The following is a 25781-nucleotide window of genomic DNA, read 5'->3' as shown; positions in this document are numbered from 1 at the left end:
GCCGCGCGATTAAACCCGGATCAGCGTCTTGACCGCTTTCAGGTATTGGTCGGCATAGGGGGCGCCGGTGCGCGATTCGCGCAGTGCCATGTTCCAGCGCGCCATCACTGTCTTGAGGCGGGCCGCGTTTTGTACCGATTCGATTTCCGCCACCAGGTTGCTGCCCATCAGACCGAGGAACTGCGTGGTGCTGTCGCGCATAAGCACCTTGATGTCGTGGATGCGTGCGGGGTCGAGTTCGGCCTCGTCTTCTTCCACCGCGGCCACAGGCTGTGGCGCAACGATGGGTGCGCTGGCCACCGGCTGGCTGGGCTGGCCCAGCATCTTGAAGCCGGCAATCGCCGAGGGGTTGAGGATGAAACCCTGGTCTTCCAGCGCCTGCAGCAGGGCCATCACATCCTGTCCGGCCAGCATGGTGGACAGCATGCGTACGGTGCGGTTGCCATCGACCACGATAAGCAGCCTGCGCAACAGCGGCGACAGACTGCCGCGTTGTTGCATTTCCTGCTGACCGCGATCGGTCTTGACGTAAACGACGTTGGACATGCCTGCCGGGATTTGCATTCGTTTGCCCCTAGGTTACGGGCGGGATTGTATGCGCCCAGCATGACGTGTTTGAGAACGTCTGATGATGTTTTGCTGTCTTTTTTGGTAAGTTTGCGTGCGGGGTGCGCACGGAAGGTGCTGATTTAAGGGCGGTATCGGTTTTGCCTCGGCGGCACATGCCGCAGCCACGGTGAGCCCGGTGTATTTTGCTTACTGATTTGTCGTCCTCGTGCTTACCTGGGGGGCTTCATTGTTCAGTAAATGCAAGCGTTTGATTTTCATTGGTTTTTCATGGTTTTTGATCTGCGGCAAAGATGTGCCGGGCCGCGTGGTCCACACTGAAGATTGATATGCATCAGGAGTCATGCCATGAAAGCACTCGTATACGAAGGGCCGGGCCGGATCGCTTTGCAGGATCGCCCCGACCCGGTCATCCAGGCCCCGGGCGATGCCGTGGTGCGGCTGGTCAAGACCACCATCTGCGGCACCGACTTGCACATTCTCAAGGGTGATGTGCCGACCTGCGAGCCGGGACGCATCCTCGGGCACGAGGGCGTGGGTGTGGTCGAGGCCGTCGGCAGCGCGGTCAGCGATTTCAAGCCCGGGGACCGCGTGCTGATTTCCTGCATTACCGCCTGCGGCAAATGTGATTACTGCAAACGCGGCATGTACTCGCACTGCACTACGGGTGGCTGGATACTGGGCCATCGCATCGACGGTACCCAGGCGGAAAAGGTGCGCATTCCGCACGCTGATGGCAGCCTGCACCACCTGCCACCGGGTGTGGATGAAGAAGCGCTGGTGATGCTGTCCGACATCCTGCCCACCGGCTATGAATGCGGCGTGCTCAATGGCCAGGTGCAGCCGGGCAGCACGGTAGCCATCGTCGGTGCCGGCCCGGTGGGGCTGGCTGCGCTGTTGACGGCGCAATTCTATGCGCCGGCGCAGATCATCATGATCGACCTCGATGATCACCGGCTGGAAGTAGCCCGGCAGTTCGGCGCCACCCACGTGCTCAACAGCGGGCGGGATGATGTCGTAGCCGGCGCGCGAGCCCTGACCGGCGGCCGTGGCGTCGATACCGCGATCGAGGCCGTCGGCGTGCCCGCGACCTTTACGTTGTGCGAGGACCTGATCGGCGCCGGTGGCACCGTGGCGGTGCTGGGTGTGCATGGCGTGAAGGTGGATTTCCATCTGGAGCGGTTGTGGTCGCACAACATCACGTTGCGTACCCGGCTGGTCGATACCGTGACCACCCCCATGCTGCTCAAGACGGTGGTGGCGGGTACGCTGCAGCCGGGCCAGCTGATCACGCATCATTTTGCGCTGGCCGACATCATGAATGCCTACCAGACCTTTGGTGCTGCGGCGGCAAACCACACCCTCAAGGTCATCATCTCGCCCTGACGAGGGCGCAACGACAACCCAATCAGCCCGCCACTTCGGCGGGCTGATTGCTGCGGCCCAGCCAGCGCGCGGCCAGCAGGCCGAGCAGGGTGGCAATGCCGATCCACAGCCAGTGCTGTGCCGACGGCTGCGCCATCTGGAACATTTGCGCCAGGCGTGGCCACAGCACGGCCAGCCCCAGCGCAGTCAGCGTGATGGCCGATACCCATAGCAAGGTACGCGTGGGCCGGCCGAGCGGCCGCGTGGCAAAAAGCAGCCCCAGATTGCCGAGCACCAGGGTGGCAAAGCCGGCGGCGCGCGCCTGTTCGATACTGCCCATGCCCTGCAGTGTCCAGGCGTAGACCCCGACGGTCACCAGCAGCAGCGCCAGCCCCTGCCGCAAGCTGCTCCAGAGCGCATGGACATCCAGCAGCGCGCTGGTCTGGCGCCGGGGTGGCCGTTGCATCAGGTCGGCCGCGCTGGGTTCGGCTTCGAACACCAGCGAGCAGGCCGGGTCGATGACCAACTCCAGAAACATCACGTGTATCGGCGCCAGCAGCAGGGGCATGCCGAACAGCAGGGGCGTCAGCGCCAGCCCGATGATGGGCAGGTGAATGGCAATGGTGTAAATCACCGCCCGTTGCAGGTTGGCATAGATGCGTCTACCCAGTTGCATGGCGGTGACGATGGCGCTGAAATTGTCTTCCAGCAACACCAGCGTGGCCGCCTCGCGCGCGACATCGGTGCCGCGCTGGCCCATGGCAATGCCGATGTGGGCTGCACGCAGTGCCGGTGCATCGTTGACGCCGTCACCGGTCATGGCGACGACTTCGCCGTTGGTTTTCAGGGCATCGATCAGCCGCAATTTCTGCTGTGGCTGGATGCGTGCGAACACGCAGGCGCGGGCGGCTTCGGCCCGCAAGGCGGCATCGTCCAGCCCGGCCAGCATGCTGCCTGTCACGATATGCCCGGCCGGGATGCCAGCCTGCCGCGCAATTGCCGCTGCCGTACCGGGGTTGTCGCCGGTGATCATCACCACGCGGATGCCGGCTTGCCGGCAGGCGGCAACGGCGTCGGGCACCTCGGGCCGCAACGGATCGGCCAGCCCGATCAGGCCGAGATACTCGTAGTCAAAGCCGTATTGCGTGGCAGGCCATTCGCCATCGGCGTGCCGGCCACGTGCCACGGCCAGCACCCGCAGGCCATCCTGTGCCAGCCGGGCTACTTGCGCCATGACCGCAGCGGCCGGTTCCGGCGGCAGCCGGCACAGTTCGATCACTGCTTCGGGCGCGCCCTTGCAGGCGAGTATGCGTTCGTCCTGCGCCGGTGCACGCCAGCAATGTGTCATCGCCGGCAGGGCAGGGCTGAGTTCATATTCGGGGCCGAGCGCCCAGTCGGCGTGACGGCGATCCTGTGGCAGCGCCGAGTCTGCAAAGGCGTGAAACGCCTGTTCCAGCGGGTCGCTGGGGGCGATTTCGCTGGCCAGCACACCGTATTCGAGCAGGGTGTGGAGCTCCTCGGGCAGCGGGTCACCGGCATTGACCCAGCCCAGTGTGTCCGGGGTGGCCAGTGCGCGCACCGAGAGTCGGTTCTGGGTCAGCGTGCCGGTCTTGTCCACGCATAGCACCGTGGTTTCGCCCAGGGATTCGATGGCATCCAGCCTGCGTGTCAGCACACCGTGCCGGGCGATGCGGCGCGCGCCCAGGGCCAGCAGCACCGTCATGATGACCGGCAGCTCCTGCGGCAGCAGGCTCATTGCCAGCGTGATGCCGGCCAGCAGCGCGCCCAGCCAGTTGCCGCGGCTCAGCCCATAGAGCGCGATCGCCAGCAGGCTGAGCACCAGTGCGACCAGCGCGATGCGCTGCACCAGCCGCTGCGTTTCCTGCTGCAGCGGCGACGATGGCGGCTTGATGTCGTCGACCAGCGCGCCGATCCGTCCCAGCTCGCTGCGCGCCCCGGTGGCGGTCACGCTGGCCCAGCCTTGCCCCTGCACCACCAGCGTGCCGGCCCAGGCATGGGTCAGTTCGCGCTCGGCCTGGCCGAGTTGTTTGCGTACCGGGCGCGATTCGCCGGTGAGCAGCGATTCGTCGATGGCCAGTTCGTTGCAGGTCAGCAATTTGCCGTCGGCGGGAACACGATCACCCTCGGCCAGCAAGACCGTATCGCCCACCACCAGCTCGCGGCCGGGTATGCGCCTTACCGCGCCATCCCGCAATACCAGCGCGCGCGGGCTGGACAGGTCCCGCAGCTTGCTCAGCACCTTGGCGGTGCGGTATTGCTGCAGGATGGTGATGACGATGATCAGCACCACGAAACCCAGCAGCATGACTGCTTCGCGTACATCGCCCAGCAGCAGGTAGATGCCGCCGGCGGCCAGCAGCAGCAGGAACATCGGCTCGACCAGCACCTCGCGCAGCAGCCGCCAGCCCTCGCGCGAGCGCGAGTCGGCCAGTTCGTTGGCCCCGTCGCGTGCCAGCCGGCGGGCTGCCTCGTGTCCATCCAGCCCGGTCAGTCCGGGTTCGATTTGCGGTATTCCGTTGCTCATGGTGCCCTCCACGTGCGTGTTGGCCGTATTTCAGTTGGCATTGGCATGCATGAATCCGTGGCCACCGCGCGCCTTGGTGCGATACATCGCCGCATCGGCCTTGGCCAGCAGATCATGGACATTGTCGCTATCGCGCGGATACAGGCTGATGCCGATGCTGGCATGGGTCTGCACGATGTGTTGCTCCAGCGCGAACGGTTCGTCGATCACGCTGACCAGCTGGTTTGCCACCACATCGACCGCCGATGCATCGCTGAAATGGCTGACCAATACCGTGAACTCGTCACCTCCCAGCCGGGCGACCAGATCGGTTTTGCGCACCGCGCCGCACAGGCGCTCGCCCACCGCGATCAGCAGTGCGTCGCCTATGGCATGGCCGAGGGTGTCGTTGACGTTCTTGAAACCATCCAGGTCGATGAACATCACGGCCAGCGCCGTATGTTGCCTGGCTGCATTATCGATGGCCCGGCTCAGCAGCCCAAGGAACTGGCGGCGATTGGGCAGTCCGGTCAGGCTGTCGTGATAGGCGAGCTGCTGCATGCGCAACTGTTCGGCATGCTGCTCGCTCATATCGTGCTGTATGGCTATGAAATGGCTGATGGTGCCGGACTCATCAAGCAGCGGCGTGATGATCTGATGGACGCTGTAGTGGTGACCATCCTTGGCCCGCTCGATCAGCTCCCCCTGCCAGGGCTGCCCGCCCAGTATGGTTTGCCACAGCGTCTGGTAGAAGTGAGCGGTCTGCTCGCCCGAGCGCAGAATGCCCGGTGTTTGCCCCAGCAGCTCGCGCTCGGCATAGCCGCTCAGCGCGCAGAAGGCACGGTTCACCCAGACGATGCGTCCGGCAATATCGGTAATCAGGATGGCATTGGCTGCGTCGGTCAGCGCACTGATCAGCAGCGCTTGCTGTTGCTGCTCCATCTTTCCTCCGCCTGCTGCATTGCCCCTCCTTACACAATACAAGCCGACCTCTCGGCCGGCTTGATCTGGGTCAACTGCTGTAAGGCGAACTGACAGGCGGTCGATACACGGTTGCCGATGCGTATTGCACGGGCAGGATCACCAGTTGGTTTCGCGCTCTGGCGTGGCGGAAATCCGGTGAATCGACAGGTCGGCGCCATTGAATTCCTCTTCCTCATCCAGGCGGATGCCGACGGTTTTCTTCAGAACGCCATAGACGATCCAGCCACCGGCAAAGGCGATGACGATGCCAAGCACGGTGCCGGCAAGCTGCGCCCAGAAGCTCACGCCACCGGTGCCGCCCAGCGCGGTCTGGCCGAAGATGCCGGCGGCAATGCCACCCCACGCGCCGCACAGGCCGTGCAGCGGCCATACACCCAGCACGTCGTCGATCTTCCAGCGGTTTTGCGTGATGGTGAACAGCCAGACAAAGCCCGCACCGGCAATGCCGCCGACGATCAGGCTGCCCAGCGGGTGCATGATGTCCGAGCCGGCACAGACGGCCACCAGACCAGCCAGCGGGCCGTTGTGGATGAAACCGGGGTCGTTCTTGCCCAGCCACATGGCGGTGAGCGTGCCGCCCACCATGGCCATCAGCGAATTGATGGCGACCAGGCCGGAAATGCCCTCGACCTTTTGCGCGCTCATCACATTGAAGCCGAACCAGCCGACGATCAGTATCCAGGCGCCCAGCGCCAGGAACGGAATGTTCGACGGCGGGTGGGCCGAAATGCCGCCATCCTTGCGGTAGCGACCGTGGCGCGCGCCCAGCAGCAGCACAGCTGCCAGCGCAATCCAGCCCCCGACCGCATGTACGACCACCGAGCCGGCAAAGTCATGGAACTGTGCACCAAACAGGTGCTGAAAGCCGGTCTGCACCCCGTAATTGTTGTTCCACATCATGCCTTCAAAGAAAGGGTAGACGAGACCAACCAGCGCAAAGGTGGCGGCCGACTGCGGGTGAAACTTTGCGCGTTCGGCAATGCCGCCGGAAATGATGGCCGGAATGGCGGCGGCAAAGGTCAGTAGAAAGAAGAACTTCACCAGCCCGTAGCCATGCTGGGCCGCCAGCACGCTGGCCGGTGCAAAGAAGTGCACGCCATAGGCCACGCCGTAGCCAATGAAGAAATAGGCAATGGTGGAGACGGCAAAGTCGGTGAGGATTTTCACCAGCGCGTTGACCTGGTTCTTCTTGCGCACGGTGCCCAGCTCAAGAAAAGCGAAGCCGGCGTGCATGGCCAGGATCATGATGGCGCCGAGCAGGACGAATAAAACGTCGCTGCTGGTAAAGGACTGCGGCATGGCGGACTCCAGTTTGGTGCCTGTTGCAAGAGGTGCTGTGCAGTTATGGCGCCTTGCATGGCGGCTGCAGAGCAAAGGTGCACCAAAAAGCAATCTGTATGCCGGTGTTGTTAATTGGCTGATTTATCTAGTTTTTAGTCTTTTTCTTGGCGTGGTCCGGGTTGTTTTGCGCACCATTTCTGTGCTTTTGTACGTGCGCGCGGTATTGCTGTGTATCGAAATGGTGCGTTGTGGTGTGGCGCGTCTGTTTGTGGTGCGCTTTTTGCGGGCCGACCGCTAGAGTCGGAAGCGGCGCACCACATCGCGCAAGGTGCCGCCCAGACGGTCGAGATCGTCCAGCGCGCTGCGTGCCCGTGCCAGTGCTGCATCGGCCTGGCTTGCCTGGCGATTGATGTGTTCGGCCACCTGCGCAATTTGCTCGGTGGCGGTGCGCTGCTCGGCGGTTGCGGCGGAAATCTCGCGCACCTGACGGGCTGCGCTACCCATCTGCGCTTGCGTGGCCGTGAAGCGCGTCAGCGCTTCGCCCACCAGCTCGCCATTCTGCGCTACGGTCTTGCTGGCCGAACCCATGCGATGGATCGCGGCATCGGTGCCGTGGCTGATCTTGCCAAGCAAGGCCTCGATTTCCACCGTGGCATGGGCGGTGCGCTCCGCCAGCTTGCGTACTTCATCGGCCACCACGGCAAAGCCGCGCCCCTGTTCGCCCGCTCTGGCCGCTTCAATCGCGGCATTGAGCGCCAGCAGATTGGTCTGGCCAGCAATTTCCTTGATGGAGGTGAGAATGCCGGTAATCTGGCGTGATTCATCGGCCAGACTATTCATGGCTTCGGCCAGCTCTTGCATGGTGCCGGCCATCTGCTGGTTGGCGTCGTCCATGTCGCGCACGGCATTGCTGCTGGCGCGTGCCCCGGCATCGGCATCGCCCACCGTGCTTTCCACCTGATGGGCGTGCTCGGCGATGCTGGCAATGCTGACGGTCACCTGCTCTATCGTCGCAGCCGAGCTGGCTGCCAGGTCGGTCTGTGCACGGGATTCATCGGCCAGCTGTGCGGTGATGCTGCCCAGATTGCTCACGCCGCCGGCGAGCTGGGCGGCCTGCTCGTTGACCACGCGCAGCAGGCGCTGCAGCTCAGTGATGAACTGGTTGAACGCGCCTGCGATACGGCCGGTTTCATCGGTTTCGTTGGCAGGCAGGCGTACGGTCAGGTCTGCCTCGCCGCTGCTCAGTTTCTGTACCGCGCCCAGCAGTTGCTCCAGCGGCCGCGCCACCAGATTGGATAGCCAGAACGATGCTGCAGTGGCGATCAGCAGCAGTAGCGCCCCTAGGCCGCATGCGCGCAGCAACAGCGCATTGAGCGCGGCTTTGACGTCATCGAGCTTCGCATCCGCAACTTCGACAATGACTTCGCCATTGGCGCCGGCAACAGGCAGGTAAACCGAACGGAACGAGCCATAGCTGTCGGCATATTCGAAAAACTGCCGCTGTTTGGTGGCAAATGCTGCGCGCAAGCCGTCGTTATAGTTCTCGTAGGGCTTGAGGTAGTAGTCGGCATCCGGCTTGGCCATTTCCTCGTCGGACAATGCGGTCAGCAGGTAATAGGGCTTGTTGTCGCGCAGCACGAAGGCATACACGTACGGTATGCCGGCATCCTTGCTGTAGCGGGTGAGCGCTTCGGAGAGTTGCCGCATCTGCTTGAGGTCGGCCTGCTCACGCGGCAGCAGCGGCGCAGCAAAGCCGGGCGGGGCCATATAGCGGTAGCTCGACGCTGCCGTGATCAGGCGGTCGTCGATATCCTTGAGTGCCACCCGGCGTGCATCGAAATAGCTGAACAGGGTCAGTGCCACGATATTGAGTGTGGCGACCAGTATCAACACCCAGCGTATTTTCAGTTTCAAACTCATGGTTGCCACCCGCCATCTTACAAACTGTCCTGACTAGTAGCAGTATCGGCTGCATTCGGCGTTTTCACAGCGCGGGGGCGCAAAAAAGCCGGCGCTGGGCCGGCTTCTTTGTTGCGCTTGCGCAAGTTCTGGCGGATTACTGCTTGGCGCGCTCGAAGCTGGCCACGATCTCGGCCTGTGCGGCAGCCTTGTCGGCCCAGCCGGTCACCTTGACCCACTTGCCCTTCTCCAGATCCTTGTAGTGCTCGAAGTAATGCTTGATCTGGGCCAGCAGCAGTTCCGGCAGGTCTTCCAGCTTCTGGATGTGCGCGTACATGGCACAGACCTTTTCCACCGGCACGGCGATGACCTTGGCATCGACACCCGATTCATCTTCCATGTTCAGCACGCCCAGCGCGCGGCACTTGATGACCATGCTCGGTTGCAGCGGGAACGGGGTGTAGACCAGCACGTCGGTCGGATCACCATCCAGCGACAGGGTGTGCGGCACGAAGCCGTAGTTCATCGGGTACGACATCGAGGTGCCGACGAAGCGGTCGACGATGATGCAGCCCGCTTCCTTGTCGAATTCATACTTGATCGGCGCAGCATTGGCCGGGATTTCGATGATGACGTTGAAGTCGTTCGGCAGGTCCTTGCCGGCGGGGATCTTGCTGATGTCCATGGAATATCCTGATCGGGGAAACGGGTTTCAAACGGCGGCGATTATAAAGCAAACAGTCTGCTGGCGTGTGGCTTGCCATCGCCGCCAATCGGTAGGCGCATCAGCGCCCCTTATGTTGGCGTTGCCAGCGCTGGTTCAGCCACACCGCCAGCAGCATCAGCCCGCCACCCAGCAACAGGCGCGGCACGTCGGCATGGTGCTGCCAGATCAGCATGTTGAGCGCGATGCCGGTGGGGATGTGCATATTGTTCATGGCGCCCAGCGTGCCGGCATCGAGCAGCGTGGCGCCCTTGTTCCACCAGTAAAAGCCCAGCGCCGAAGAGGCAAGACCCATATAGGCCAGCACGCTCCATTGCAGTGTGGTGGCGGGCAGCTTGGCCGGATTGCCGAACAGCAGGAAGGATGGCAGCGCAATCAGCAAGGCGCCGGCAAAGAACCAGCCAAAACTGGCGGTAGCGGGCTGCGCAGTGGGGTAACGCTGTACCAGATGCTTGTAGCCCACCTGGCCCAGTGCGAACGAGAAATTGGCCAGTTGCAACAGCAAGAAACCGTTGAGGAAATCGCCGGCGATGCCGTTGTAACGGATCACCAGCGAACCTGCGATGGCCAGCAGCGCTGCAACACTGGCCAGTGCGTTGAAGCGGCGCGCAAACGCGTCGTCCAGCAGCGTGATGAAAATCGGCGTGAAGATGGTGAACAGCAGCACCTCGGCCACCGTCAGGTGGTGGAAGGCGCGGTAGAGCAGCAGATAGGTAATGCCGAACTGCAGCGCCCCGGCTGCCATGGTGCCGGCGATGCGCTGCCAGGGCAGGCCACGCCAACGGGTAAAGGGCAGAAAGACCGCGCCGGCAATCAGCACGCGGGTGAGCACCGCAAAATCGCTGTCGACCCGGCCGGCCAGATATTCGCCGATCAGGCTGAACGACAGTGCCCAGATCAGGGTGACGATGACGAGGTAGCGCATGGCAGCCCTCCAAAAAGGCCAGATTGTGCCAGTTGCAAACCCGCGAAAAAATACCGCACTGCACAAGCCAAACCATCACGTTGGTAACTTACAATAAGAACATCACGTCTTTCCGTCGGGCTGCCGGATGAAACAACACTACCTGACACCTTTGTTCGACCCCAGCAGCGTGGCGGTGATTGGTGCGTCGGAGACCCCCGGTGCGGTCGGCACTACGGTGTTTGCCAATCTGGTCGAGGCGGGCTTTCCGGGCGGCAAGCTGTTTCCGGTCAACCTCAATCGCGTCACCGTGCTGGGCATCCCCGCCTTCAAGGATGTGCGCAAGATCAAGCAGCCGGTCGATCTGGCGGTCATCACCACGCCATCCAGAACGCTGCCCGGCCTGATCGATGATTGCGGCAAGGCCGGCATTCAGGCGGTGGTCATCATGTCGCTCGACTTTGTCGGTACCGATGCCAAATCGCGCCGCCTGCTCGATCGCATTCGTGCCCGCGCCCGGCAATACAATATCCGCATCCTCGGCCCCACCGTATTCGGCATGGCGCGGCCGGCCAGCAAGCTGGCCACCGGCAATTACCAGGGCAAGATCAAGCCCGGCAGCATGGCGCTGCTGTCGCAATCGTCGTCGGTGACGTCGGCCATTCTGGACTGGGCGGAATCGCACGATATCGGCTTTTCCAGTGTGGTATCGCTGGGTAGTGCGGCGGATGTCGATGTGGGCGAAACGCTCGACTATCTGGTGGCCGATCCGAAAACGCACAGCATCCTGCTGTATATCGAAGACGTCCACGATGCGCGCATCCTGATGTCCGCACTGCGGGCAGCGGCACGCTCCAAGCCGGTGATGGTGCTCAAGGTCGGCCGCTATGACGAGCCGGTGAAGCTGGCGCGCACGCACTCCGAGCGGCTGATCGGCCGTGATGATGTATTCGACAGCGCCTTGCGCCGTGCCGGTGTGCTGCGGCTGCGCTCGATCAACCAGCTGTTTACCGCTGCGCGCGTGCTGGGCGGTTCGTACAAGACCCGTGGCCGCCGCCTTGCCATCATCACCAACGGCATTGGTGCCGGACTGATGGCAGTGGATCGCGCGCGCGATCTGCATGTCGAGCTGCCGCAACTGTCGGCCGAAACCACGGCCAAGCTCGATTTGCTGCTGCCGGCGCAATCGAGCCACACCAACCCGATCGACATCCTGGGCAATGCTCCGCCCGAGCGCTTTCATGCCACGACCGAAGCCGTGCTGGATGATCCGAATGTCGATGGCGTGCTGGTGGTGTTCACCCCGCAAGCCGGCACCGATCATATGGCCACGGCCGAGGCGATGATTGCCTTGCGCAAGCGCAGCGACAAACCGCTGCTGCTGGCGTGGATCGGCGGCAAGAAGGTCGATGCCAGCCGCAAGCTGCTGGGCAAGCACAACTGTGCCTACTTCCACGCGCCCGAGCAGGCGGTGGAGGTGTTCTATTCGCTGGCGGCCTGGCAATACAACCAGCAGCTGCTGCTGCAGACGCCGGGCCCGCTGGGCGAGTGGGAGGCGCCTGATCTTGAAACCGCCATGACCATCATCGACGGCGCACTGGCCGAAGGGCGCAGCGTGCTGGATGAAATCGAATCCAAGGCGCTGCTGCGCTCCTTCCATATTCCGGTCACGCTCACCATGCGCGCGCAGAGTGCCGATGATGCCGTAAACGCGGCCATGGGCATGGGCTTGCCGGTGGTGCTCAAGGTCGATGTCGACGGGCTGGCGCACAAGACCGATGTCGATGGCGTGGCGCTCAACCTGACCAGCCTGGTGCAGGTGGCGTCGGAAGCCAACAAGATGCTGGCGCGCGCGCGGGAGCGCTTTGGCGACAAGCTGCACGGCTTGACCGTGCAGCCCATGCACGGCCGCAAGTTTGGCCGCGAGCTGATGGTGGGCGTCGCATCCGACCGTGCTTTTGGCCCGGCGATCAGCTTCGGTTCCGGTGGTATTGCGGTTGAAGTATTCAACGACGTGGCCGTGGCGCTGCCGCCACTGAACGAAGTGCTGGCCGATCACCTGATACGCCGTACCAAGGTCAAGAAGATGCTGGCTACCTTCCGCAACCAGCCGGCAGTCGACCTGGATGCCGTCAAGGCCGTGCTGCTGCGCGTCTCGGAAATGGTGTGCGAGCTGCCGCATATCCAGCAGCTCGACATCAACCCGCTGATTGCCGATGAGCGCGGCGTAGTTGCCGTCGATGCGCGCGTGATTGTCGCACCACCGCCCGAGAACCGCCGCCGTTACGGCCATATGGCCATCCACCCGTATCCGTCGCATCTGGCGCAGGTCACGCAACTCAAGAATGGCATGCCGCTGACCATTCGCCCCATCCGCCCCGAGGACGCGCAGCTGATCAACAGCTTCGTCGCCAACCTGTCGGACGAGACGCGCTACAACCGCTATATGAGCACGCTGAAGTCCTTGCCGCAGGTGATGCTGGCGCGCTTCACTCAGCTTGATTACGCGCGCGAAATGGCGCTGGTGGCCAGCGTAGAGGGGGCGCAGGGTGAAATGATCGTTGCTGTGGCGCGCTTCGTGGTGAACCCGGATTACACCAGTTGCGAATTCGCCATCGTCATCAACGACCAGTGGCAGGGCAAGGGGCTGGGGGTAAAGCTGATGGAGGCGCTGTTCAACGCCGCGCGAGACAAGGGCTTGAGCGCGGTTGAGGGCGAAGTGCTGACCAGCAACAAGACCATGCTGGCCTTCATGCGCCACCTGGGCTTCGCCATCCAGCCACACCCGGAAGATGACGGCTTGAAGTGGGTGGTGAAGACGCTCTAGCCCGCTGTAGGGTTATCGCACCAGTTTGTAGTTTTTTGGCGGTTCATGCGCCATTTTGGTACGTGTTCGAACAGATTCAGAAAGTGCGGTTTGTTTTTAACTTTCTGTTTTTAATTGATTTATTTCTATTCGTTGCCGGGCATGGCTCTTGCTAAATGTAGTTGTGTGGCGTGTTGATAAAATGCGCTGCGGACAAAACTACATCCACGAGGTGCTGCCGTGATCCGTTTCTATACCGTTGTTGCTGCATTACTCACCAGCTGGCTGGCGCTGGCCGCCCTGAAAAAACGCCAGGGCCGTCCTGATGCGCCGTTGCTGCGCTGGCCAGCCTATCCGCTGACCGACCACAATGCGGCGCGCCCGCGCCACCCGCAGCAGTTCTGGGACAAGCGAGACTGGGTGGATGCGCCGTTCCGCCGTGAATGAAAAACCGGCAGCATCAGCGGCCGGTTTTCTAGCGGGCAAGCACAGGATCATCAATCCAGCTCAAACACCAGCACATCGGCATCGTGGCCGTTGTCCAGGCTGAGCCGGGTTTCGTCGGTCAGCATCAGCGCGTCACCGGCCGACAGCGCCAGCCCGTTCACCTGCAGCCTGCCCTTGGCCAGGTGCACATACACGCGCCGGCCGGCCGGGACGTCCCACTGCTGGGCTTCGTCACCGTCGAACAGCCCGGCATGGATGCGCGCATTCTGGTGGATCTGGATCGAGCCTTCGCGGCCGTCTTCCGACACGATCAGCCGCAGCTGGCCGCGCTTGTCGGCGGCGGTGAACTGGGTCTCGGCATAGGACGGCGTGACGCCTTCCTTGTTCGGAATGATCCAGATCTGCAGCAAATGCGCTTCTGTGGTGTTCGACGCGTTGTATTCCGAGTGCTGCACGCCCGTGCCTGCGCTCATCTGCTGCACGCTGCCGGTCTTGATCACCGAACCATTGCCCATGCTGTCCTTGTGCGCCAGTTCGCCCGCCAGCATGTAGGTGATGATTTCCATATCGCGGTGCGGGTGGGTACCAAAACCCATGCCAGGGGCGATACGGTCGTCATTGATCACCCGCAGCGGGCCGAAGTGCACGTGCGCCGGGTCGTAATACCCGGCAAACGAGAAACTGTGCCAGGAGTCCAGCCAGCCATGGTTGGCGTGACCACGTTCATGGGCTTTGCGTTGCACGATCATTTGAGCCTCCTTGCAAAATATTGATGCGATGGAGTCATATTATTCTTGGGTTCATGCTGCTGATAGCGGAGAATTCAGACATATTCATTCAAAATTATTGATGAGGTAGTCGCATGCTGCGCCTGAGCCTGGAAGCCCTGCAAATCATCGACGCGATTGCCCGCAAGGGCAGCTTTGCCGCAGCGGCAGAAGAGACCTACCGCGTGCCGTCGGCGGTGACCTACACCATCAAGAAGCTGGAAGACGATCTGGGTGTGCAGTTGTTCGACCGCAGCGGGCACCGCGCCCGGCTGACCGAGGCAGGGCAGGCGCTGCTGGAAGATGGCCGCCTGCTGCTGCGCGCTGCCAACGACATCGAATGTCGCGTCAAGCGCGTGGCCACCGGTTGGGAAACCGAGCTGCGCATCGCGCTGGATGTGTTGCTGCCGGTCGAGTTGCTCTGGCCCATGCTGGCCGAGTTCGATACGCTGGAATCGGGCACGCGCATCCGCCTGTCGCGCGAGGCATTGGCCGGCGCTTGGGATGCACTGGCCGACAACCGCGCCGATCTGGTCATCGGCGCCGCCAACGAGGCGCCGGCCGGCGGTGGCTATGCCACGCACGTATTCGGTGAAATGAACTTTGTCTTTGCCGTGGCGCCGCACCACCCACTGGCCAGCCAGCCCGAGCCGCTGCCGGCCAGCCTGATCCGCGAACACCGTGTGGTGGCGATTGCCGATTCCGCTCGCACCCTGTTGCCGCGCACGGTCGGCATCCTTGCCGGCCAGCCCACGCTGACCGTACCGGATGCGGCTGCCAAACTCTCGGCCCAGATCGCCGGGCTGGGCTGCGGCTATCTGCTGCGCTCGGCCGCCGCGCCGTATCTGGCCGATGGCCGGCTGGTCGAGAAAGTCATCCAGGAAGCCCGCCCCGAACCGCGCATGCATGCCGCCTGGCGCACCAGCGGCACCGGCAAGGCACTGCGCTGGTGGCTGGACCGGCTGGTGCAGGATGAGACCATCAATGCGTGGCTGGCGGGGTAGATCGGTGTATCAGGGCTGGTCGCCGCTATCCCAGCAGAAAAAGCCTTCCGCGCCGATCAGCGCACGTGCCAAGGCCAGTGTAGCTGCCGGGGCATGGTCGGTGGATGCCTGCATGGCTTCAATCAGCAACGCGTGCAGTTTAGGCGCCGCATCGGCCAGCATTGCCAGGCGTTGCTTGGGGCGGGGCAGAAAGCGCTGCTGGCCGGCAAACCAGCAACGTAGCCCGGCCTCGATGGCGCTGGCTTGCAGCAGGCGTGCGGTGTACGGCTCGCGGACGAAAACTTCGGCGGCATCTTCAAACAGCAGCGCAGCCTCATAGCGCATGCGCTGCAGCGTGTCGGCAGAGACTTGCCAGCCGGCGGCCAGCTGGTGGCGCGCCATCTCGATAAAGGTCTGCATCTGGCCATCCCGATCGCGGATCAGCCAGCCGCTGGCCAGCATGTCCGCCGTGAGCGGGCGGCCTTGTTGTGCCTCATCCTGCAGGTAGCGCGCCAGCCAGGCTGGCGGGTTGAGGAAAATCTCGGCCGGCACGCCGTCAAAGCGCAACTGGATGCGGCGGCGCTGCGGGAGTGACCACAGCACATGGATATCGAAATCGCTGCCGGGGTCGGGATTGCCGCGCAGGATGGAACCGGAAACGACAATGGCCAGCGGGTCGAACGTAGCGTCGATGTGGGCGATGGCGTGTTCCAGTGCCGGCAGGTAGTGCGGTGGCAGCGTGGCGGGGGGCTCGGGCAGGCTGAAGGTGCTCATGCGGCAGGTGCTTCCGTTGCGGGGGTGTTCAGGCGGGATTCCAGCAGCGCCATCAGGCTGACCGCGTCGGCATGCTTGCCCACCCAGCGGCTGTCATAGGCCGCGAGATGATTGCGGCGCAGTGCGGGTTCGTCGCAGCGCTCCCATTGGTTAAGCAGTTCGACGATGACATGGATTGCATCCTGCAGTGCGGCAATGTGAGCGATGTGCTGCCGCGCAAACAGGCGTTGCGGCAGGCGCTGGTTGCGAAAGGCCAGCCAGCGCGAAGTGAGGATGGCCTGGTGCACCACGGCCAGATAGGCACTGCGATAGGGTTCGGGGGCGATCATTGTTGTCGTTCCGTCATGGCAAATAGCTCGCCAAGGGTGAGGTTGTCACGCCAGATTGCCTGTGCGCCCAGCGCGTAATGCCGTTGCAGGGACAGCGCCCAGTGTTCCAGCTCCATCGCATCCATTCCGTTGCGCGGATACAGCGCGCGATAGACCTCCATCACCGGGTCGTCTGGCCGGAAGCGCAGTACGCTGCTTTGAGGGAAACCAAAAGCATCGGTGAACAGCTGCAAAAAGCGACGGATGTGCTGCTTGCCGGCGACGGGAAAGGCACGCCGCCATGCACGGCCCTGGCAGGGGCGTGCTTGATAATGCGCGGGGACGAAGCTGATGTGGTTAGAGAAAGTAGCGGCAAAGCGCTGCCAGCGCCTGCGGAGCGCGGCGATCAACTGCCGGGTGATGGGCTTGGGCCGGATGGGGTGTCGCACGCAGCCATGATAAGAAAAAACCCGCTAGCAAGCGGGTTTTTTCTTCATTCAAAGGGCGTCAAGCCGCTAGCAAAGCCCAGTGCAACGGTGCTGGCAAGGCGCGCGAAACGCAGACAGCACAAAACCGTACGGCCAGCGAGCGCAGCCAGCAGGGCTTTGCTGGTGGCGGTTATTGCTTGCCGGCTTCGATTTCGATGGTCAGCTTCAGCTCGTCGCCGACGTTCGGCACATAGGCCGATACGCCGAAGTCGCTGCGCTTGATGGTGGCGGTGGCATCTGCGCCGCACCACGGTTTCTTCATCATCGGGTGGCTGTCCACGCACTTGAAGGTGCCCACGGTCAGGGTCACCGGCTTGGTCACGCCGTGGATGGTCAGGTTGCCGTCGACCTTGCTCAGCTTGTCGCCGTCAAAAGTGAACTTGTCCGACTTGAAGGTGATGGACGGGAATTTCTCCACGTCGAGGAAGTCGGCGCTCTTTACGTGCTTGTCGCGTGCCGGCCAGCCGCTGTTCAGGCTGGCAGCGTCGATGGTGATGTCGGCTGCGCCGGTCTTCTTTTCGGCATCCAGGGTCACGGTGCCGCTGGTCTTGTCGAAGCGGCCAACCACGGTCGAGAAACCGAAGTGGTTGATGGCAAAGCTCGAATAGGTGTGCGAGCCATCGATCGCGTAGGTGACCGGGGCGGCTTGGGCAGCGGTAACAAAGGCGCCCAGCAGTGCAGCAGCAAGCAGTTTTTTCATGGTGTGCTCCGAGTGAGGAAGTTAATACGGCTTATTTGCCGTTCAGTACGAACTTGTATTTCACGGTGACCGCATCGGCCAGTGCTTCGGTATCGTCCCAGTCGCCATCGCCCACCTTGTATTGCAGGCGCAGTACCGGGAAGCTGCCTTCCAGCGTGGTTTCATCACCAGCCGTCTTGGCGGTGAATTGCGACACGATGTCCTTGGTGATGCCCTTGATGGTCAGCGGGCCGCGCGCTTCGAACTTGCCGCCGCCCAGCGCCTTCACCGACTTGGCCACGAAGGTGGCCTTGGCCGGGCCGGCGATGGTGTTGAAGAAGGCCTTGCCCTTGGCGGCGTTGTTGCCGTCGCTGCTGCCTACGTCCACGCTGGCCAGATCGACGGTGAACTCGGCCTTGGTGGCTTCCGGCTTGGCGGCGTCGAAGGCGACATTGGCGCCAAAGGCCTTGAAGCGGCCATCGGTCGGCACGCCCATCTGCTTGAAGTTGAAGGTCAGGCTGCTTTTACCTGTGTTCAGCGTTTGTGCTGCGTAGGCCGGCAGGGTGAGCAAGCTGGCGACAGCCAGGGTAATCAGGGTTTTCATGCCTGGTTTTCTCCTTTGTTGCCGCCCGGCAGCATGCGCAGCAGGGTGGCGTCTCGATCAATGAAATGATGCTTCAGTGCCGCCGCTGCATGCAGGCCAACGATGACCAGCAGCGTGTAGGCAAGGAATACGTGCGCCCCTTCCAGTTGCTCGGCCAGGGTGTCGCTCTTGGCAACCAGATCAGGCAGTTGCACCAGATTGAACAGCTTGACCGGGTAGCCTTTGGCCGAGCTCATCAGCCAGCCCATCAGCGGCACGATGGCCATCAACAGATACAGCAAGTGATGCGCGCCGGCTGCCAGTAGCAGCTGCAGCTTGGGCTGGCCCGCCAGCGGTGCCGGTGAGCCCTGCTTGACGCGTACCACAAGGCGCAGCAAAAACAGGATCAACACCGACATGCCGGCCCACTTGTGCCAGGCAATGCCGGCGGCCTTGGCCTTGAAGGTGGCGGGCGAGGTGATCTGCATGTCGCCGTAATACCAGATCAAGCCGAAGGCGGCGAAGATCAACAGTGCGATCAACCAGTGCAGGCTGATCTGGATCAGGGAGTAGCGCTTCATGAATCGCTCCAGTTTTTGTTGTCGCTGTTCAGTCAGACTGAATGCTTGCCGTAATGATAAAAGCGGGCTTTTCTGCCTGATAGCGAAATAATCCGCAGAATACGTTCAAAAAATATGAATCTTATTGCTTGTCCGGGTCCTGCTCGAAGGTCTGGCGCAGTTTCAGGAACTGCGACTGCATCTGCGCCATGTCGTCGTCGTTCAGTAGTGCAAAAAACCGGCGCAGATGCGCCAGGTGGGCCGGGAATATCTCGTCGAACAAGGCGTGGCCGGCCGTCGTGAGCTTGACGATGACGCTGCGCCGGTCCACCGGGCTGACTTCGCGCTCCAGCAGCCCGCGCGATGCCAGACGGTCGATCACGCCGGTCAACGTGCCCTTGGTAATCAGCGTTTTGTCTCCCAGCTCGCCGCAGCTCATGCCCGGCGTATTACCCAGCGTGGCAATGATGTCGAACTGGGCTGGCGTGAGCCCCAGCGTGCGCAGGTGCCGGCTCGAACACAGCTCGAAAGCCTGATAACAGCGCGCCAGCTCGCGCAGCAGGGGTAAAAATCGGTCGCGTGCCATGCTTTTCCAGTCTCAGATATTTGTGTGTTGAAAATAGTTCAATTAGAACGATTTGCCGACAGTCGCGGAGCGCGAGTGCGGGATCGTCGCTGCGGCGTCATTCGCGGTAGAATCACTGGTTGGCAGCCGCCACGCCATAAAGGCCATCTCGGGGATGCAATTGCAGGATATCGAAAAGTTCATCGGCGGTTTCCGTCGCTTCCAGCACAAGTATTTCGGCGAACATCATTCCTTGTTCGACAGCCTCAAGACCGGGCAGAATCCGAGCTCGCTGGTGATCGGCTGTTCGGATTCGCGTGTCGATCCGGCCCTGCTCACCGATTGTGATCCGGGCGATCTGTTCGTGCTGCGCAACGTGGCCAACCTCGTGCCGCCCTACGAGCGCGACGGTACTTACCATGGTGTATCGGCAGCCATTGAATACGCCGTGTGCGATCTCGAAGTACGGCAGATCATCATTCTCGGTCACTCCGGTTGCGGTGGCATCGGCGGCCTGATGCGCGGCTATACCGCCAAGACCGAGGCCAATTTTGTTGGCAAATGGGTGCAGATTGCGCTGCCGGCGCGCGAACAAGTGCTGAGCGAGCTGGCACACAAGACGCCGGCGCAGCAACTGCGCGCTTGTGAAATGGCATCCATCATTGTCTCGCTCGACAACCTGATGAGCTTCCCCTTCATCGTCGAACGTGTCGAAGCCGGTACGCTTTCGTTGATCGGCTGGTACTTTGACATTCAGGAAGGTGCGCTCTACGAATTCAATCGTGGCAGTCACCGTTTTGTGCCGCTGGTAGCGCAAATACAACGCTGAAGCCTCACGAGGGCGCTTGGGCGCACCGACTGAAGTAGCATTTGCTGATAAATAAAAACAGAGAATAGCACAGTGAAAATCTCTACTCGTTTGTATGCACTTTGCGGCCTGGGTGTCGGGGCGGTAATCGTGCTGGCCCTGGTGTCCGGCATCATGCTGGCACGCATACGCAGCGATTCGACCGAGATGCTGGATGACACCGTGCCCTCGGTGCAGTCGCTGGCGCTGGTGCAGCAGCAGTTCATGCAATCGCGCATGAGCGTCTACCAGCACCTGCTGCAAAGTGACATGGCCGAAAAGGACAAGACCGAGGCCAGCCTCAACAACCTGCATGGCGAGATCGGCAAGCAGTTCGATACCTATCTCAAGCAGTATGTGAGCGATCCGACCGACGAAGGCAACATCAAAAAAGCGCGTGACGAGGTCGACAAGTATTTCACCCTGGTGCCGGAGATCATCAAGCTCTCCAAGGACGGCAACTACGGCGATGCGCAGACGGCCATCAGCAGCAAGGTCGGGCCGCAGGCCGATCTGGCGCTGGCTGCGCTCAAGATTGCATCCGATTACAACGTCAAACTGCTGGCTGATTCGCGCACAAGCGTGCGCTCTGCCATCAGTACTGGCCAGACCTTTGGCATCGTGCTGCCGATTCTGGCTGCCATCGCGGTGTTCCTGGTCGGCACGCTGATCGTGCGCGGCGTCACCGGCCCTTTGCAGCAATTGCGTGATGCGGTGGTGCGCCTGTCCAGCGACTATGACTTCACCCGCCGCCTGAATGCACAGGGCGACGACGAAGTAAACCAGACCCTGCATGCATTCAACCGCTTGCTGGATGCGATGCAGGGCAGTTTCCGCCAGTTGCATCAGGTGGGCAGCAGCCTGGGCCAGTCGGCCAACGAGCTGGCCGATGCCTCCAGCCGCATGTCGTCGGCCTCGCGCAATGTGAGTGAATCGACCTCGGGCATGGCTGCCGCCGTCGAGGAAATGACCGTCAGCGTCACCCACGTGGCCGATCGTGCCGGCAGTGCCGACGATCAGGCGCGCGAGGCAGGCAAGCTGGCCGGCAGCGGCGGCGAGGTGATCGAGAACACCATCGCCAAGATCAACGGCATTGCCGAAACGGTGCAAAGCGCCGCCGGCCAGATCGAAAGCCTGAAAGAGCGTACCGCCAGCATCAATGCGGTGGTGAGCGTGATCAAGGAAATTGCCGACCAGACCAATCTGCTGGCGCTGAATGCCGCCATCGAGGCCGCGCGTGCCGGGGAATCGGGCCGCGGCTTTGCCGTGGTGGCCGACGAGGTACGCAAGCTGGCCGAGCGTACCGCACTGTCCACGCAGGAGATTGCCGGCACCGTGGGCGCGATCCAGTCCGAAGCCAGCCAGACGGTGACGTCGATGCAATCTGCCGTGGCGCAAGTAACGGCTGGCGTGGCACAGGCGCAGCAGGCCAGCGGTGCCATCCGGCAGATTCGTGCCGGCAGCGATCAGGTGGTGAATCAGGTCAGCGAGATTTCTGCCGCCATGCGCGAACAGAGCGCGGCCAGCACCAGCATTGCGCAGCAGATCGAGCGCGTGGCGCACATGAGCGAAGAGAGCAATGCCAATGCATCGCGCACGGCCACCTCGGCCGAGCAACTGCGGCAGATTTCGCGCCAGTTGCAGGAGACGATTTCGCGCTATCGCGTGTGAGTGAGACTGCGAAATAAAAAACGGCGCCAAGGGCGCCGTTTTTTTGTGGCCTTGCTGTGCGGGCCGTTGTGTCTACTGCGGGTGCTTGGCGCGATAGTCCTGCAGCGCTTCGGCCAGGTCCTGATATTGCTCGCAATTGCCGCACAGTGTTTTCAGCTGCGCCAGTTGTTGTTCCGCCTCTGCCGGCTGATTGTTCTGCAGATAGGCCTCGCCCAGATACTCATGCGCGCCCAGATGGTTGGGGTCGAGCTTCAGCGCCTGCTGGTAAGCCGGGAAGGCGGCGGCCAAGTTGCCGCGCTTGCGCTCGGCGTAGCCGGTCAGGTTCCACCATTCGGCATTGTCCGGTTCCTTGGCGCGCAGCTTGGCCAGGTTGGCCAGCGCGGCATCCCAGCGCTTGGCATCAAGTTGTTGCTTGACTTGTGCAGCTTGCCCGCCTTGAGTACTGACGCCACCGCCACCGCCACCGCCACCGCCACCGCCACCGCCACCGCCGGAAGCCCAGGCGCCGGCGCTTAGCGCCAGCAGCGCTGCCATCATCCATTGCATCTTCATGCTGCTCTCCTGCGGGGCATCTGCTTCATCTTGGCGGCAGCGTGGCCCGGCAGGGGGCGCAACAGGGCGGTGGCACGACGGGCGGCATGCCGCCCGTTCGCTTACTTTAGGTCGAACAGCGCGCGCAGGTGGCGTGCCACGCCTTCCTCGGTATTGGCGCCGATCTGCAGTACGTCGGGCAACTGCGCCACCAGCTTGGCGTTGGCGTTGCCCATCAGGCGCGGGTGGCCGGCGGTCTGCAGCATTTCCAGGTCGTTCAGCCCGTCGCCAAAGGCCACGCAATCGTCGGCCGCGATGCCCAGCTCGCCCAGTACCACGGTCAACGCATGTCCCTTGGACACGGTGGGCGCCATCACTTCCAGGCAATCGGGCATCGAGAAAGTGATATACAGCTCGTCACCAAAGCGCTCGCGGATGCGTTCTTCCAGCCCCAGCAGGTATTCGTGATCGGCAATGTAAAGCACCTTGGCCACGCCTTCGCCGCTATGCCCCGCTACGTCGCTGACCTGGTAGGTGAAGCCCGAATCCTGATGCAGGCCAGCCAGCCATTCATCCTCGGCGTCGATCAGCCAGTCATCGTCGGTGTAGATATTCAGGCGTGTGCCGGCGGCAAATTCGGGCTGGCAAAGCGCGCGGGCGAATTCCGGTTCCAGATTCTCGGCATGGACCAGCTGATTGTCCGGGTCATGCACGCGCGCGCCATTGGAGGTGATCAGATAGGCACGGATGCCCAGCACCTCACGGATACCGCGCACGTCCAGATAATGGCGACCGGTCGCAATGATGAAGCGCAGGCCCTGCGCTTCCAGCGTCTGCAGCGTTTCGGCGGTATAAGCATCGACGGCGTGATTGGCGTCGAGCAGCGTACCATCGAGGTCGGAGGCAATCACCTTGGGCATGGGCAGACCTTTTGGGCAGAAGGAATGATTGTATTCCTTACACGCACAGCCCTGCATCGGGGATATGCACTAGACAAGGCTAGAAGCCAGCCCCGGGTTGGGCAAGATACGCTGCTTCCTCGGGCGTGTTGCTGCGACCCAGCACCGCATTGCGGTGCGGAAAACGGCCAAAGCGTGCGATCACGTCGTGGTGCAGCACTGCATAGTGATGAAAGCCGGCCAGCGCCGGGTCGTCCTGCCATGCCGCCATCAGCGCAACGGCGCGTTGCTGGTCGGCCAGTTGCTCCGAGTGCTCAAAAGGCAGATAGACGAAAAGTTGCTGCAGCGGCGCCAGCTGCGCTGCCCAGCCGGCCTCCACGGCGGCGTTGGCTACCGTTCTGGCTTTGGCATCGCAGGCAAAGGCTGCGGCACTGCCACGGTGCAGATTGCGCGGAAATTGATCGAGCACGATTACCAGCGCCAGTGCGCCGGCTGCATCGCTGGCCCAGTGGTCGCAACGCCCTTCGGCGGCGGCCTGCAAGGTGGCGCCAAAGCGCTGGGCGATCTGCGCATCAAACGCATCATCCTTGCTGAACCATGCATTGCGTGCCTGCAGCGGCGCGGGGCCGAACCAGAAATCCAGCACGTCGGCCGGGCTGGCGAGCGCCTTGCCCGGTGGTGTGCGGCCCGATTTCACCTTGCCCTCGGGGCTGCTGCGCTTGATTAGACGGGTCATTGCAACTCCAGTGGTTTGACAACGACTTGCGCGCCGACCGGTGGTGCGGCCACGGCCAGCCCCAGCCGGCGCACGTGGGCCAGCAAGGCGCCGATCTGCTTGTTGTCCGGCCACAGCAGCGCCAGCTGGTTCAGCGATTGCTGCACGCCCTGGCCATCCTGCAGCCTGACCTGTGCATCGAGCAAATACAGCAGCGCGGCTTCGTCGCCCAGCGTCTTGCGCAGCTGGGCGCCCTGTTGTGCGGCGCGGGTCAGTAGCGGGCTGATGGTGCGGCTGGGCAGGCTGTCGTCAAAGGCGGCGATGGCGGCCAGCGTTTCCGGCAGCCGGGTCAGCACCGCGCGCAGATTGGCCGGTAGTGGCTGGCTGGCCGCGCAGCCGGATTGTGCCAGGCTGGCGCTGCAGCCCGGGCCGAATTTGAGCCAGCGATTGCCTTGCAGGTCGGCCACCAGCAGCTTGCCAATGCTCACGGTCACGCTTTGCTGTGCCGGCAGCGTCTGCAGCGGTGCCAGTGCTGGTGCGGTGTTGGCGCTGGACAGCACCAGTCCGTCGGCCCAGGCCAGCGGGGTGGCAAACAGCAGGCAAAGCAGCAGGTGGCGCATGAACGGCTCCGGCAGGCGGAAAACCGCAGTTTAAACGCATCAGCGCGGCTTGCGCTGCCGGTACAATGCACGCTTGAACACGGAGTGCATGACTTGAACAAGACTTGCGATGTCATCGTGCTGGGGGCCGGTGCGGCCGGCATGATGGCGGCGGCAACGGCTGGCCAGCGTGGCCGCCGCGTGGTGCTGATCGACCATGCCACCAAGCTGGCGGAGAAAATCCGCATCTCGGGTGGGGGGCGCTGCAATTTCACCAATCTCAATGTGCGGCCCGAGTGCTACCTGTCGCAGAACCCGCATTTCTGCAAATCCGCACTCAGGCAATACACGCAGCATGACTTCATCGCGCTGGTCGAATCATATGGCCTGGGCTGGCACGAGAAAACACTGGGCCAGCTGTTTTGCGACCAGCATTCCGGCGCCATCATCGACATGCTCAAGGCCGAGTGCGAGCGCGGTCTGGTGACGTGGCGCATGGGGACCGCCGTGGCGGGCGTCCGCCATGAAGGCGGTCAGTTCATCGTCGAGGCGGGTGAGGAGGTCTGGCAGGCCGAGGCATTGATCGTAGCCACCGGCGGGCTGTCGATTCCGCAGATCGGTGCCACCGGCATTGGCTATGACATTGCACGCCAGTTCGGCTTGAACCTGATCGAAACCGCGCCCGCACTGGTGCCGCTGCAACTGCCGCCGGAAAGCCTGTTGGCCGAGATTTCCGGCGTCGCGCTGGAGGACACCATTGCCAGCAGTGGCAAGACGCGCTTTCGCGAGGCCAGCCTGGTGACGCATCGCGGCTTGTCCGGGCCGGCCATTTTGCAGATTTCCAGCTTCTGGCAGCCGGGTGGCGAGATCGTGCTCGACCTGGCACCCGAGTGCGATCTGGACGAATTCTTTGCCACAGCCAGCCGCGATGCCCATGTGGGCAATGTGCTGGGCGAACTGCTGCCGCGGCGCTTCATCGACGCCTGGCTGGACGAAGAGATGCGTACGCGGCCACTCAAGCAGCTGTCGCCCAAGCAGGTGAGCGCACTCAAGGAAAAGCTGCGCCGCTGGGTGCTCCGTCCGTCGGGCAGTGCCGGCTACAAAAAGGCCGAAGTGACGCGTGGCGGGGTGGATACGCAGGCGCTCGATTCGAAGACGATGATGGCAAAAGCCGTCCCCGGGCTGTATTTCGTCGGAGAAGTGGTGGATGTCACCGGCTGGCTGGGGGGGTACAACTTCCAGTGGGCCTGGTCGTCCGGCCATGTGGCGGGCCTGAATGCCTAGCGCTGCGGGGCGGGCGGTGCTAATTTG

27 protein-coding genes are annotated in these 25781 nt (G+C 62.6%); 8 read left to right on the top strand and 19 right to left on the bottom strand.

The window, feature by feature from the left end; all coding sequences use genetic code 11:
* Nucleotides 1–9 precede the first annotated feature (9 nt).
* Nucleotides 10–564, bottom strand: a complete 555-nt coding sequence (locus B9A19_RS12340; RefSeq protein ID WP_139798808.1) for a hypothetical protein — start codon at nt 562–564, stop codon at nt 10–12.
* A gap of 351 nt (nt 565–915) precedes the next feature.
* Here B9A19_RS12340 and B9A19_RS12335 point away from each other — a divergent pair, with 351 nt between their 5' ends.
* The gene (locus B9A19_RS12335) at nt 916–1953 is read left to right on the top strand and encodes a zinc-dependent alcohol dehydrogenase family protein (RefSeq protein WP_084091098.1); all 1038 of its coding nucleotides are present in this window, start codon (nt 916–918) and stop codon (nt 1951–1953) included.
* A 22-nt stretch (nt 1954–1975) separates the two neighbouring features.
* Here the strand turns inward: B9A19_RS12335 and B9A19_RS12330 are convergent, their stop codons facing one another.
* The 3 genes from B9A19_RS12330 to B9A19_RS12320 form a co-directional block, all read right to left on the bottom strand.
* Complete coding sequence (locus B9A19_RS12330) at nt 1976–4477, bottom strand: cation-translocating P-type ATPase (RefSeq protein WP_084091121.1); 2502 nt, start codon at nt 4475–4477, stop codon at nt 1976–1978.
* A gap of 30 nt (nt 4478–4507) precedes the next feature.
* Nucleotides 4508–5398, bottom strand: coding sequence for a GGDEF domain-containing protein (locus B9A19_RS23315; protein WP_084091097.1), 891 nt, complete (start codon nt 5396–5398; stop codon nt 4508–4510).
* Between the two features lie 138 nt (nt 5399–5536).
* Nucleotides 5537–6739: an ammonium transporter gene (locus B9A19_RS12320; RefSeq protein ID WP_084091096.1), complete on the bottom strand. Its 1203-nt coding sequence runs from the start codon at nt 6737–6739 to the stop codon at nt 5537–5539.
* Here B9A19_RS12320 and B9A19_RS22135 point away from each other — a divergent pair.
* On the top strand, nt 6738–7019 hold the full coding sequence (locus B9A19_RS22135) for a hypothetical protein (protein ID WP_139798807.1): 282 nt from the start codon (nt 6738–6740) through the stop codon (nt 7017–7019). The genes B9A19_RS12320 and B9A19_RS22135 overlap by 2 nt on opposite strands.
* Here B9A19_RS22135 and B9A19_RS12315 read toward each other — a convergent pair.
* The 3 genes from B9A19_RS12315 to B9A19_RS12305 form a co-directional block, all read right to left on the bottom strand.
* The gene (locus B9A19_RS12315; RefSeq protein ID WP_084091095.1) at nt 7016–8641 is read right to left on the bottom strand and encodes a methyl-accepting chemotaxis protein; all 1626 of its coding nucleotides are present in this window, start codon (nt 8639–8641) and stop codon (nt 7016–7018) included. The genes B9A19_RS22135 and B9A19_RS12315 overlap by 4 nt on opposite strands.
* Before the next feature lie 136 nt (nt 8642–8777).
* Entirely contained in the window at nt 8778–9305 is a 528-nt protein-coding gene (gene ppa, locus B9A19_RS12310; protein WP_084091094.1) for an inorganic diphosphatase, read from the bottom strand.
* 100 nt (nt 9306–9405) lie between these two features.
* Nucleotides 9406–10269 (bottom strand): carboxylate/amino acid/amine transporter, encoded by an 864-nt coding sequence (locus B9A19_RS12305; protein ID WP_084091093.1) that lies wholly within the window; start codon nt 10267–10269, stop codon nt 9406–9408.
* A 127-nt stretch (nt 10270–10396) separates the two neighbouring features.
* On the opposite strand from B9A19_RS12305, the gene B9A19_RS12300 reads away from it, so the two are divergent.
* Complete coding sequence (locus B9A19_RS12300) at nt 10397–13075, top strand: bifunctional acetate--CoA ligase family protein/GNAT family N-acetyltransferase (protein ID WP_084091092.1); 2679 nt, start codon at nt 10397–10399, stop codon at nt 13073–13075.
* A 219-nt stretch (nt 13076–13294) separates the two neighbouring features.
* Entirely contained in the window at nt 13295–13501 is a 207-nt protein-coding gene (locus B9A19_RS12295; protein ID WP_084091091.1) for a hypothetical protein, read from the top strand.
* Nucleotides 13502–13551: 50 nt separating this feature from the next.
* Here the strand turns inward: B9A19_RS12295 and B9A19_RS12290 are convergent, their stop codons facing one another.
* Complete coding sequence (locus B9A19_RS12290) at nt 13552–14250, bottom strand: pirin family protein (RefSeq protein ID WP_084091090.1); 699 nt, start codon at nt 14248–14250, stop codon at nt 13552–13554.
* 113 nt (nt 14251–14363) lie between these two features.
* Here B9A19_RS12290 and B9A19_RS12285 point away from each other — a divergent pair, with 113 nt between their 5' ends.
* Entirely contained in the window at nt 14364–15272 is a 909-nt protein-coding gene (locus tag B9A19_RS12285) for a LysR family transcriptional regulator (RefSeq protein WP_084091089.1), read from the top strand.
* A gap of 9 nt (nt 15273–15281) precedes the next feature.
* Here the strand turns inward: B9A19_RS12285 and B9A19_RS12280 are convergent, their stop codons facing one another.
* From B9A19_RS12280 to B9A19_RS12250, 7 genes are all read right to left on the bottom strand, one after another.
* A complete protein-coding gene (locus tag B9A19_RS12280) occupies nt 15282–16025 on the bottom strand; it encodes a nucleotidyltransferase domain-containing protein (protein WP_084091088.1) in 744 nt (247 codons plus the stop codon).
* Nucleotides 16022–16354: a hypothetical protein gene (locus B9A19_RS12275; protein WP_084091087.1), complete on the bottom strand. Its 333-nt coding sequence runs from the start codon at nt 16352–16354 to the stop codon at nt 16022–16024. The genes B9A19_RS12280 and B9A19_RS12275 overlap by 4 nt, the downstream gene beginning before the upstream one ends.
* Complete coding sequence (locus B9A19_RS12270) at nt 16351–16782, bottom strand: hypothetical protein (RefSeq protein WP_139798806.1); 432 nt, start codon at nt 16780–16782, stop codon at nt 16351–16353. Before B9A19_RS12270 ends, B9A19_RS12275 begins: the two co-directional genes overlap by 4 nt.
* 169 nt (nt 16783–16951) lie before the next feature.
* Complete coding sequence (locus tag B9A19_RS12265) at nt 16952–17521, bottom strand: YceI family protein (protein ID WP_084091085.1); 570 nt, start codon at nt 17519–17521, stop codon at nt 16952–16954.
* Between the two features lie 31 nt (nt 17522–17552).
* Entirely contained in the window at nt 17553–18104 is a 552-nt protein-coding gene (locus tag B9A19_RS12260) for a YceI family protein (protein ID WP_084091084.1), read from the bottom strand.
* The gene (locus B9A19_RS12255; RefSeq protein WP_084091083.1) at nt 18101–18664 is read right to left on the bottom strand and encodes a cytochrome b; all 564 of its coding nucleotides are present in this window, start codon (nt 18662–18664) and stop codon (nt 18101–18103) included. The genes B9A19_RS12260 and B9A19_RS12255 overlap by 4 nt, the downstream gene beginning before the upstream one ends.
* Nucleotides 18665–18785: 121 nt before the next feature.
* The gene (locus tag B9A19_RS12250; protein ID WP_084091082.1) at nt 18786–19229 is read right to left on the bottom strand and encodes a MarR family winged helix-turn-helix transcriptional regulator; all 444 of its coding nucleotides are present in this window, start codon (nt 19227–19229) and stop codon (nt 18786–18788) included.
* Nucleotides 19230–19383: 154 nt separating this feature from the next.
* Here B9A19_RS12250 and B9A19_RS12245 point away from each other — a divergent pair, with 154 nt between their 5' ends.
* Nucleotides 19384–20037 carry a carbonic anhydrase gene (locus B9A19_RS12245; RefSeq protein ID WP_245804335.1) on the top strand — a complete coding sequence of 218 codons (654 nt, stop codon included), beginning with the start codon at nt 19384–19386 and terminating at the stop codon, nt 20035–20037.
* Between the two features lie 72 nt (nt 20038–20109).
* Nucleotides 20110–21726, top strand: coding sequence for a methyl-accepting chemotaxis protein (locus tag B9A19_RS12240; protein ID WP_084091081.1), 1617 nt, complete (start codon nt 20110–20112; stop codon nt 21724–21726).
* Between the two features lie 72 nt (nt 21727–21798).
* Here B9A19_RS12240 and B9A19_RS12235 read toward each other — a convergent pair whose 3' ends face one another.
* The 4 genes from B9A19_RS12235 to B9A19_RS12220 all read right to left on the bottom strand — a co-directional run bounded on the left by B9A19_RS12235 (nt 21799) and on the right by B9A19_RS12220 (nt 24491).
* A complete protein-coding gene (locus B9A19_RS12235; protein ID WP_084091080.1) occupies nt 21799–22278 on the bottom strand; it encodes a tetratricopeptide repeat protein in 480 nt (159 codons plus the stop codon).
* 101 nt (nt 22279–22379) lie between these two features.
* Complete coding sequence (locus B9A19_RS12230) at nt 22380–23177, bottom strand: Cof-type HAD-IIB family hydrolase (RefSeq protein ID WP_084091079.1); 798 nt, start codon at nt 23175–23177, stop codon at nt 22380–22382.
* A gap of 79 nt (nt 23178–23256) precedes the next feature.
* Nucleotides 23257–23892, bottom strand: a complete 636-nt coding sequence (locus tag B9A19_RS12225; RefSeq protein WP_084091078.1) for a DUF924 family protein — start codon at nt 23890–23892, stop codon at nt 23257–23259.
* A complete protein-coding gene (locus tag B9A19_RS12220; RefSeq protein WP_084091077.1) occupies nt 23889–24491 on the bottom strand; it encodes a hypothetical protein in 603 nt (200 codons plus the stop codon). The genes B9A19_RS12225 and B9A19_RS12220 overlap by 4 nt, the downstream gene beginning before the upstream one ends.
* On the opposite strand from B9A19_RS12220, the gene B9A19_RS12215 reads away from it, so the two are divergent.
* Nucleotides 24483–25754, top strand: a complete 1272-nt coding sequence (locus tag B9A19_RS12215; RefSeq protein ID WP_281249568.1) for a BaiN/RdsA family NAD(P)/FAD-dependent oxidoreductase — start codon at nt 24483–24485, stop codon at nt 25752–25754. The two genes, B9A19_RS12220 and B9A19_RS12215, sit on opposite strands and share 9 nt — an antisense overlap.
* Nucleotides 25755–25781: the final 27 nt, after the last annotated feature.

It is taken from the genome of Andreprevotia lacus DSM 23236 (assembly GCF_900176275.1).
GTDB classification, from domain to species: domain Bacteria; phylum Pseudomonadota; class Gammaproteobacteria; order Burkholderiales; family Chitinibacteraceae; genus Andreprevotia; species Andreprevotia lacus.
Note: the sequence above shows the minus strand (reverse complement) of the source record. Positions and strands in the feature narration are given on the sequence as shown.

Bases quoted from the DNA above. Each gene is read 5' to 3' on its own strand.
- B9A19_RS12340 (WP_139798808.1), bottom strand. From the start codon at position 564: ATGCAAATCCCGGCAGGCATGTCCAACGTCGTTTACGTCAAGACCGAT.
- B9A19_RS12335 (WP_084091098.1), top strand. From the start codon at position 916: ATGAAAGCACTCGTATACGAAGGGCCGGGCCGGATCGCTTTGCAGGAT.
- B9A19_RS12330 (WP_084091121.1), bottom strand. From the start codon at position 4,477: ATGAGCAACGGAATACCGCAAATCGAACCCGGACTGACCGGGCTGGAT.
- B9A19_RS23315 (WP_084091097.1), bottom strand. From the start codon at position 5,398: ATGGAGCAGCAACAGCAAGCGCTGCTGATCAGTGCGCTGACCGACGCA.
- B9A19_RS22135 (WP_139798807.1), top strand. From the start codon at position 6,738: ATGGCGGACTCCAGTTTGGTGCCTGTTGCAAGAGGTGCTGTGCAGTTA.
- B9A19_RS12320 (WP_084091096.1), bottom strand. From the start codon at position 6,739: ATGCCGCAGTCCTTTACCAGCAGCGACGTTTTATTCGTCCTGCTCGGC.
- B9A19_RS12315 (WP_084091095.1), bottom strand. From the start codon at position 8,641: ATGAGTTTGAAACTGAAAATACGCTGGGTGTTGATACTGGTCGCCACA.
- ppa (WP_084091094.1), bottom strand. From the start codon at position 9,305: ATGGACATCAGCAAGATCCCCGCCGGCAAGGACCTGCCGAACGACTTC.
- B9A19_RS12305 (WP_084091093.1), bottom strand. From the start codon at position 10,269: ATGCGCTACCTCGTCATCGTCACCCTGATCTGGGCACTGTCGTTCAGC.
- B9A19_RS12300 (WP_084091092.1), top strand. From the start codon at position 10,397: ATGAAACAACACTACCTGACACCTTTGTTCGACCCCAGCAGCGTGGCG.
- B9A19_RS12290 (WP_084091090.1), bottom strand. From the start codon at position 14,250: ATGATCGTGCAACGCAAAGCCCATGAACGTGGTCACGCCAACCATGGC.
- B9A19_RS12285 (WP_084091089.1), top strand. From the start codon at position 14,364: ATGCTGCGCCTGAGCCTGGAAGCCCTGCAAATCATCGACGCGATTGCC.
- B9A19_RS12280 (WP_084091088.1), bottom strand. From the start codon at position 16,025: ATGAGCACCTTCAGCCTGCCCGAGCCCCCCGCCACGCTGCCACCGCAC.
- B9A19_RS12275 (WP_084091087.1), bottom strand. From the start codon at position 16,354: ATGATCGCCCCCGAACCCTATCGCAGTGCCTATCTGGCCGTGGTGCAC.
- B9A19_RS12265 (WP_084091085.1), bottom strand. From the start codon at position 17,521: ATGAAAAAACTGCTTGCTGCTGCACTGCTGGGCGCCTTTGTTACCGCT.
- B9A19_RS12260 (WP_084091084.1), bottom strand. From the start codon at position 18,104: ATGAAAACCCTGATTACCCTGGCTGTCGCCAGCTTGCTCACCCTGCCG.
- B9A19_RS12255 (WP_084091083.1), bottom strand. From the start codon at position 18,664: ATGAAGCGCTACTCCCTGATCCAGATCAGCCTGCACTGGTTGATCGCA.
- B9A19_RS12250 (WP_084091082.1), bottom strand. From the start codon at position 19,229: ATGGCACGCGACCGATTTTTACCCCTGCTGCGCGAGCTGGCGCGCTGT.
- B9A19_RS12245 (WP_245804335.1), top strand. From the start codon at position 19,384: ATGCAATTGCAGGATATCGAAAAGTTCATCGGCGGTTTCCGTCGCTTC.
- B9A19_RS12235 (WP_084091080.1), bottom strand. From the start codon at position 22,278: ATGAAGATGCAATGGATGATGGCAGCGCTGCTGGCGCTAAGCGCCGGC.
- B9A19_RS12230 (WP_084091079.1), bottom strand. From the start codon at position 23,177: ATGCCCAAGGTGATTGCCTCCGACCTCGATGGTACGCTGCTCGACGCC.
- B9A19_RS12225 (WP_084091078.1), bottom strand. From the start codon at position 23,892: ATGACCCGTCTAATCAAGCGCAGCAGCCCCGAGGGCAAGGTGAAATCG.
- B9A19_RS12220 (WP_084091077.1), bottom strand. From the start codon at position 24,491: ATGCGCCACCTGCTGCTTTGCCTGCTGTTTGCCACCCCGCTGGCCTGG.